The sequence below is a fragment of the Solibacillus merdavium genome, from assembly GCF_014836935.1.
Lineage (GTDB): Bacteria > Bacillota > Bacilli > Bacillales_A > Planococcaceae > Solibacillus > Solibacillus ferritrahens.
Map to the genome: position 1 here is coordinate 164,700 of NZ_JACSPW010000008.1, position 7,687 is coordinate 172,386.

The 7,687-nt window shown below is 39.1% G+C and carries 5 protein-coding genes and 1 pseudogene; 1 reads left to right on the forward strand and 5 read right to left on the reverse strand.

What is annotated here, in order from left to right; translation table 11 throughout:
* Positions 1 to 10 precede the first annotated feature (10 nt).
* Positions 11 to 1,960, reverse strand: a pseudogene (locus tag H9632_RS10465) (vitamin B12-dependent ribonucleotide reductase); the annotation flags it as partial.
* Positions 1,961 to 2,211: 251 nt separating this feature from the next.
* Positions 2,212 to 2,991, reverse strand: a complete 780-nt coding sequence (locus tag H9632_RS10470) for a lipoate--protein ligase family protein (RefSeq protein WP_225223790.1) — start codon at positions 2,989 to 2,991, stop codon at positions 2,212 to 2,214.
* Positions 2,992 to 3,144: 153 nt separating this feature from the next.
* On the opposite strand from H9632_RS10470, the gene H9632_RS10475 reads away from it, so the two are divergent.
* On the forward strand, positions 3,145 to 3,528 hold the full coding sequence (locus H9632_RS10475) for a rhodanese-like domain-containing protein (protein ID WP_191700099.1): 384 nt from the start codon (positions 3,145 to 3,147) through the stop codon (positions 3,526 to 3,528).
* 128 nt (positions 3,529 to 3,656) lie between these two features.
* Here H9632_RS10475 and gcvPB read toward each other — a convergent pair whose 3' ends face one another.
* The 3 genes from gcvPB to gcvT are packed head-to-tail and all read right to left on the reverse strand — an operon-like array spanning position 3,657 to position 7,604.
* Entirely contained in the window at positions 3,657 to 5,138 is a 1,482-nt protein-coding gene (gene gcvPB, locus H9632_RS10480) for an aminomethyl-transferring glycine dehydrogenase subunit GcvPB (RefSeq protein WP_191704046.1), read from the reverse strand.
* The gene (gene gcvPA, locus H9632_RS10485; protein WP_191704047.1) at positions 5,131 to 6,477 is read right to left on the reverse strand and encodes an aminomethyl-transferring glycine dehydrogenase subunit GcvPA; all 1,347 of its coding nucleotides are present in this window, start codon (positions 6,475 to 6,477) and stop codon (positions 5,131 to 5,133) included. Before gcvPA ends, gcvPB begins: the two co-directional genes overlap by 8 nt.
* Before the next feature lie 23 nt (positions 6,478 to 6,500).
* Entirely contained in the window at positions 6,501 to 7,604 is a 1,104-nt protein-coding gene (gene gcvT, locus H9632_RS10490; protein ID WP_191704048.1) for a glycine cleavage system aminomethyltransferase GcvT, read from the reverse strand.
* Positions 7,605 to 7,687 lie beyond the last annotated feature (83 nt).

Genomic DNA, 7,687 nt, shown 5'->3' on the forward strand with positions numbered 1-7,687 from the left:
CAACTTGTTTACCCGTAGGTGCAACCGTCAATAAATGCGAGTTGCGAATACCGTTTGCCACAATATTTTCGCGAATATGCTGCGGCATTTTTTTCATGAAGCCTGTGTTAATAAATGCTTCACGTAAACGTGCTGTTTCCGCTTCTGTTTGTCCTTCTAAGAACGGGAAGCTTCCGCGCTCTGTTGCTAATTCAATTGACTGCTCATAAGCTGCAATCGCAATTGTTTTGAAGATTTCATCAACAAGTGCATTGCCTTCTTCAGAACCATATTCTTTTTCGCAATAGATTAGTAAATCCGCAAGCCCCATAACACCAAGACCTACACGACGTTCACCAAGTGCTTGCTTTTTATTTTCGTCCAAGAAGTACGGTGTTGCATCAATTACGTTATCCTGCATACGCACGCCAACTTTTACTGTTTCACGTAACGCCTCAAAATCAACTGTTTTTGATTCCTTATTTGCAAACTTCGCTAAGTTCACTGCTGCTAAATTACAAACAGAATATGGTGCTAATGGTTGCTCACCACAAGGGTTTGTCGCAACAACTTGCTGACCATACGCCTTTGCGTTCGTCATGTCATTTGCGTTATCAATGAAGAAAATCCCTGGTTCTGCAGCATAAGTCGCACAAATATTGATCAGATTCCAAAGTTCTTTCGCTTTAATTGTACGATATGTGCGCACTGGGTAGCCAAGCTTTTCCCATTCGCGAACATCGCCAACTTCATGCCATTTTTCATTGTAATCTTTCATTTGTTCTGGCGTATAGTTTGCTACGTCAGGGAAACGTAATGGGAATTCCCCATCATTTTCTACAGCATCCATAAATTCTTTAGTTAACGTTACCGAAATATTCGCACCTGTTAAGAAATCTGCATTATGGACTGAATACGTCCCGCCATCACGAAGCTTTGTTTCAGCGTCACGGATAATCGCTTCACTAAATCCACCAAAGCCTTCAATATTTTTATAGTTTACAATGCCTTGATACATCGCATCTTCCTGCTGTGATAAAGGTTTGAATTTCAACTTTTCTTTTGCTAGTCGGATAATAGACTCATCGTCTGTATTCTCGATTAGATAACGCAGAATACGAGGGTTTTGCATTTTTGAAATGATAAACTCTACGATATCCGGATGCCAGTCTGCCAGCATAATCATTTGTGCTCCACGGCGAGATCCACCTTGCTCCACAAGATGTGTCAGCTTAGCAATATCATCAAGCCAGCTTACAGAACCACTTGATTTACCGTTTACACCGCGCGCCAGTGTGTTACGGGGACGAAGTGTTGAACCGTTTGTACCAACACCACCACCACGACTCATAATTTCCATTACTTGCTTACGGTGGTCACTGATCCCTTCTCGCGAGTCTGCTACAAATGGCATTACGTAACAGTTGAAGAATGTTACTTCTGTTTCCGAGCCCGCACCATAAATTACTCGTCCTGCTGGAATGAAGTTCATCGACACAAGCTGTTCGTAAAACTTCTCGAACCATTCTGTGCGCTTTTCTTCCGTTTTTTCTACAGATGCCAAGCCTGTTGCATTTCGCTTTGCAATCTGCTCATAGAAAATTTCCAAAGGCTTTTCAATAATATCTAAAGAGCGCTCGATTATTCCTGTTGTCTGCTCTTCTCCCTCTAGTACGTGGCGATAATCCTCTTCAATTTCAATAAGTGCACTCTTCTTATCGAGATCAATTGATTGGATAATGCCCAGTCCACGTGCCGGGAATTTGGGATCCTGCTTTACTGTCAGTACAACAAAATCTCCTGCTTTTAATGTTTTCTTTTCCGTATCCTTAAAAGAATAACGGTCAATCATGACAAGACGCGACACACCTTTATGTGTAATATGCATATCAGGTGTAATCGGATGAACTTGAGGAAATTGCTTAATATCCTGATTTAATTGATTGAATGGGATGGATTGTTCTAAAACACTTACCACCATGCAAGCCCCCTTTGAACGCTATTTAATAATTTTAACTTTCCCAACAAAAACGAGAATCAAACACCATATCTTGTGTTTGATTCATTAGGACTATCCCATATGTTGAGTTATATATAATTCCTTAAAAAAGATTACACCAAATTTTTTTTTCAATCAAGGGTTGATTTTTTTCAGTTTATGTTAAATCCCTATATATCAACGTTTCGAGTATCAAAATTTTTTTCTTAAAAATAAAAACAAGTGTTCGTAAACTATTTTTTGAAATTCCAGGCATCTGTTAAATATTTTTTTTGCATTAACTGTTCCACATATTGCTGTTGCTTTTCGTTTATTTCATATGGAGTCAGCTCTATATTTAGTGCCTCTTCAAACCCCTTTGAAAATGCATTTACACATTGCTCAATTGTAAAGGGAATATCAACAAACTGGTTCATCGCAACTGCCTTTTCAGGTAATTTTTTTCGCATTCTTTCTTTTGCCTCATCAGAATCAAAATTAAATACCGATAACAACAATTCCTCATTTAAATCCAATAATATTGCACCATGCTGTAATATGACACCTTTTTGACGTGTTTGTGCACTGCCTGCCACCTTTTTCCCTTCTACAACAAGCTCATACCAGCTCGAAGCATCAAAGCAAACTGCACTTTTCGGCTTTTTTAGATCATCCAGCTGTTCCTTTGTTTCAGGTACGCTAAAATAGGCGTTTAACCCTAGCTGACGGAATCCTTGTAAAATCCCTTCACTAATAACACGATATGCTTCTGTTACCGTCTCAGGCATATTTGGATAGCTTTCGGATACAATCACCGAATAAGTTAGCTCCTGGTCATGTAAAACAGCACGTCCACCTGTAGGACGGCGAATAAAGCCTAAGTTTTGGTTTTGAACAGCTTGTAGATTAATATCTTTATGTACTTGCTGGAAGTAGCCAATTGATAAAGTTGCAGGGTTCCATTCATAAAATCGAATGACAGGAGGGATTTCTCCTTCACTGTGCCAATCCAGTAAGGCTTCATCTAATGCCATATTATATGCCGAGCTGCATGGACCGGAATTAATAAAATACCATTGTTTTTTCACAATTTCTCGCCTCCAATAATTCATTTTAACAAACTGGCTCGACTAACTCTAGTTCATCTCTTATAATAGAAAGTACAGAAAGAAAGGGGCAATATCGCTGTGACAATTTTATACACGATTCTAGCAATTTTAGTCGTAATCGTTGCTTACGTAGTAATCAATTCAATGCGATTGAAAAAAGCGGTAACAAATTTAACGCAAGAGCAATTTATTGAAGGCTATCGTAAAGCACAATTAATCGATTTACGCGAACCTAAAGAATTCGAAGCTGGCCATATTTTAGGCGCTCGAAACATTCCTATGACGCAATTCAACACACGTCATAAAGAAATACGTCCTGACCTACCTGTATACCTTTACTGCCAAAACTCTGGCCGTAGTGCACGAGCAGCGCTATCTTTAAAGAAAAAGGGTTATAGCCAACTTTATCAATTACAGGGTGGCTTTAAAACTTGGACAGGTAAAGTAAAATCGAAAAACTAATCTTAAAGGCTCTCTAAATAATTAGAGGGCTTTTAATTATGAGTTTCTACTATTATAAAGTGAATTGTAAGAAGTCTAACATCTCCATTAGAAAAAGGGTCAGAATTTCTCTGACCCTTTTGAAAATTTTACGACACTGTTACTTGTTCTTGTTTTTTATAGCGTAACACTGGCGTTCTTGCAGCACGTGTTTCATCTAGACGATTGACAACTGTCGTATGAGGTGCTTCTTGAACTAGCGCTGAATTATCAATTGTTTCTTGCGCAATTTGAATCATTGCATCACAGAATGCATCTAAAGTTTCTTTCGATTCTGTTTCAGTCGGTTCAATCATAATTCCCTCTTCTACATTTAATGGGAAGTAGACTGTTGGTGGATGATATCCGAAGTCAAGTAGGCGTTTGGCAATATCCAGCGTACGTACGCCTAATTTCTTCTGGCGACGCCCCGATAAAACAAACTCATGCTTACAATGACGGTTATACGGTAAATCATAATGCTCTTCCAAACGGCGCATCATATAGTTTGCATTTAATACTGCATATTCAGTAACAGCTTTCAAGCCATCTGGTCCCATTGTACGGATATACGTATACGCACGAACATTTATACCAAAGTTTCCGTAATAAGGTTTTACACGACCGATTGACTGTGGACGGTTGTAATCGAAGTGGTATGTTCCATCTTCTTTTTTCACTAGTACTGGTTTTGGTAAGAATGGAATTAAATCCGCTTTTACACCGACAGGACCTGAACCTGGACCACCACCACCGTGTGGGCCAGTAAATGTTTTATGCAGATTCAAGTGAACACAGTCAAAGCCCATGTCACCAGGACGCGCTTTACTCATAACCGCATTTAGGTTTGCGCCATCATAGTAAACTTTACCGCCAACACCGTGAACAATATTTGCCATCTCTATAATATTTTCTTCGAATAAACCTAAAGTATTTGGGTTTGTCAGCATTAATGCTGCTGTATCTGGTCCAACTACACGGCGTAAATCTTCTAAATCAACTAACCCGTCTTCACCTGATTTAATGGTAATTGTTTCAAAGCCTGCAACAGTTGCAGAAGCTGGATTTGTACCATGTGCTGAATCCGGAACAATTACTTTATTTCGGTGTCCTTCACCATTGGCCTCATGGAATGCACGAATCATCATCAGCGCTGTCCATTCACCATGTGCACCTGCTGCAGGTTGTAGCGTTACTTCATCCATACCTGTAATTTCCTGTAGGGATGTTTGTAAATCGTACAGTAATTCCATTGCACCTTGAACTGTTGACTCATCCTGTAATGGATGAATATTAGCGAAACCAGAAAAACGTGCAACTGTTTCGTTAATTTTTGGATTGTATTTCATTGTACAAGAACCTAATGGATAGAACCCTGAATCCACACCGTGGTTACGGCGGGAAAGTGCTGTATAGTGACGCATAATGTCCAATTCAGAAACTTCAGGTAGTTCAGCTGCTTCTTGACGTACTAAATTTGATGGAATAAGCTCCTCAAGATCAAAATTAGGAACATCCAGTGGCTCTAAGTTATAACCGATACGGCCTGGTTTTGTAATTTCGAAAATGAGTGTTTGGTTTTCGTTATTCATTATAAGCCCCCATTTCTGCAACTAGTGCATCAATTTCTTCTTTTGTACGTATTTCAGTAACAGCGATTAGTGCGTGGTTTTCCAATTCCGGGTAAACTCGCCCTAAATCAAATCCTCCGATGATACCTTTTTCAATTAACGCTTTATTTAATTGTGTTACGTTATGTTTTGTATTTACTACGATTTCATTGAAGTGTGCACCTTTATATACAACTTCGAAGCCAGCTGCTTCAAAGGCGTTTTTTGCATAACGTGTTTTCACGATATTTTGTTTTGCCATTTCTTGCATACCCTGTTTTCCAAGTGCTGTCATTGCAACTGAAGAAGCAAGTGCAAGTAACGCTTGATTTGAGCAAATATTTGATGTCGCTTTATCACGACGAATATGCTGTTCACGTGCTTGTAATGTCAATACGTAACCACGACGTCCATCTTGGTCCACTGTTTCCCCAACTAAACGACCTGGTACTTTACGCATTAATTTAGTCGTAACTGCGAAATAACCGCAGTGTGGACCACCGAATGCTTCCGAAATACCGAATGGCTGTGCGTCGCCAACTGTAATGTCCGCTCCTAATTTCCCTGGAGGTGTTAATACCCCAAGTGCTAATGGGTTTGCCGACACGATAAATAATCCTTTTGCTTCATGTGTGATATCTGCAAGAGGCTGTAAGTTTTCAATTTGCCCGAAGAAGTTTGGATATTGCACAATAACGCCAGCTGTTTGTTCATCAATTAATCCTTTTAACGCTTCAACATCTGTTACACCGTCTTTTGTTGGAATCGTTACAACATCAATTGATTGACCATATGCATACATCGTTACAACATCTTTATACTCTGGGTGTACTGCTCCAGAGACTAATAGTTTTTTACGGCGAGTATGACCTGCTGCAAGCATTCCTGCCTCCGCCAATGCTGTTCCACCATCATACATAGAGGAGTTCGCGATATCCATACCTGTAAGTTCAGCGATCATTGTTTGGAACTCAAAAATCGCTTGTAGCTCGCCTTGGGAAATTTCTGGTTGGTATGGTGTATAGGCTGTATAAAACTCTGAACGGGAAATAACATGATCGACAATTACCGGCTTGTAGTGATTATAAACACCTGCACCTAAAAACGATACATTGCTGGCAGTATCTTTATTTTTGCCTGCTAGTTGCAATAATTCCTTCATTAAAGCTGCTTCTGATTTAGCAGGTTTAATATTATAGTTTCCTTGGAAGCGAACTTTTTCTGGGATATCTGCAAAAAGTTCATCGATTGTTGCAACTCCGACGCGATCTAACATTTCTTGCTTATCTTGTTCCGTCATTGGTAAATAACGATGTTTCATTGTTAACCCTCTTTTCAAAAGTATTATTTTGTACGTTTATAAAACGGTTTTTCCACAATTACAGCTTTAGCTCTATTTTTACGAATTTCAACTTCCAACTCAGTTCCGACTTCAGCGAATTTTGCGTCAATTAAAGCTAAACCGATGTTGCGTTTTGTCATCGGAGATTGCGTACCAGTTGTAACTTCTCCAATTTCTACCCCATCTTTGAATACTTTATATCCAGTACGTGGAATCCCTTTATCTATCATCTCAATACCTACTGATTTACGAGCTAGACCTTTTTCTTTTTGGTCAATTAATGCTTGTTGTCCAATAAATTGTGGCTCTTTAGCTAATTTCACTGCAAACCCAATCCCAGCTTCAAGTGGGTTAATATCTTTAGAAAGTTCCTGACCGTATAATGGGAGGCATGCTTCAAATCGTAATGTATCGCGGGCACCTAATCCTGCTGCAATAACACCTTTGTCCTTACCTGCATCCAAAATTTTATTCCAAAGTTCGATAATAGCTTCCGGTGTACCGTAAATTTCAAATCCATCTTCACCTGTATAGCCGGAGCGAGATACAAGTACCGATTGTCCAGCTACATCCACATTGTCTTTGAATTTGAAATATTTAATCGCTGCCAAGTCTTCCGTCGTTAACGTTTGTAGCAATTCCTCTGCTAATGGACCTTGGAGTGCAATTTGAGCATATTTATCGGAAGCGTTTGTTACTGTAACATTGCCTTCTACATGTTTTTGCAACCATTCGAAGTCCTTTTCAATATTAGAGGCATTGACACATAGTAAATATCGTTCATCTGCTAAACGATATGTTAATAAATCATCTACAACTCCGCCATCTTCATAGCAAAGTGCACTGTATTGTGCTCCACCAACTACTATTTTGGAGATATCATTCGTCAGCATTTTTTGTAAATATGATAATGCATCTGTGCCTTCTACAAAAATTTCCCCCATATGTGAAACATCAAAAAGACCAGCACGGTTACGGACTGCATCATGTTCTTCTTTTATAGAAGAAAATTGTACAGGTAATTCCCACCCACCAAAGTCAATTGTTTTCCCACCATATTTTGCGTATTCATCAAATAGTGGAGTACGTTTTAATTCATTTGTCATGTCATTTCCTCCCTCTATAAATGTTGATATATCAATGGCTTACGCCATTTTTGAGTGTCCAAAAAATATTTTTCGACACATAC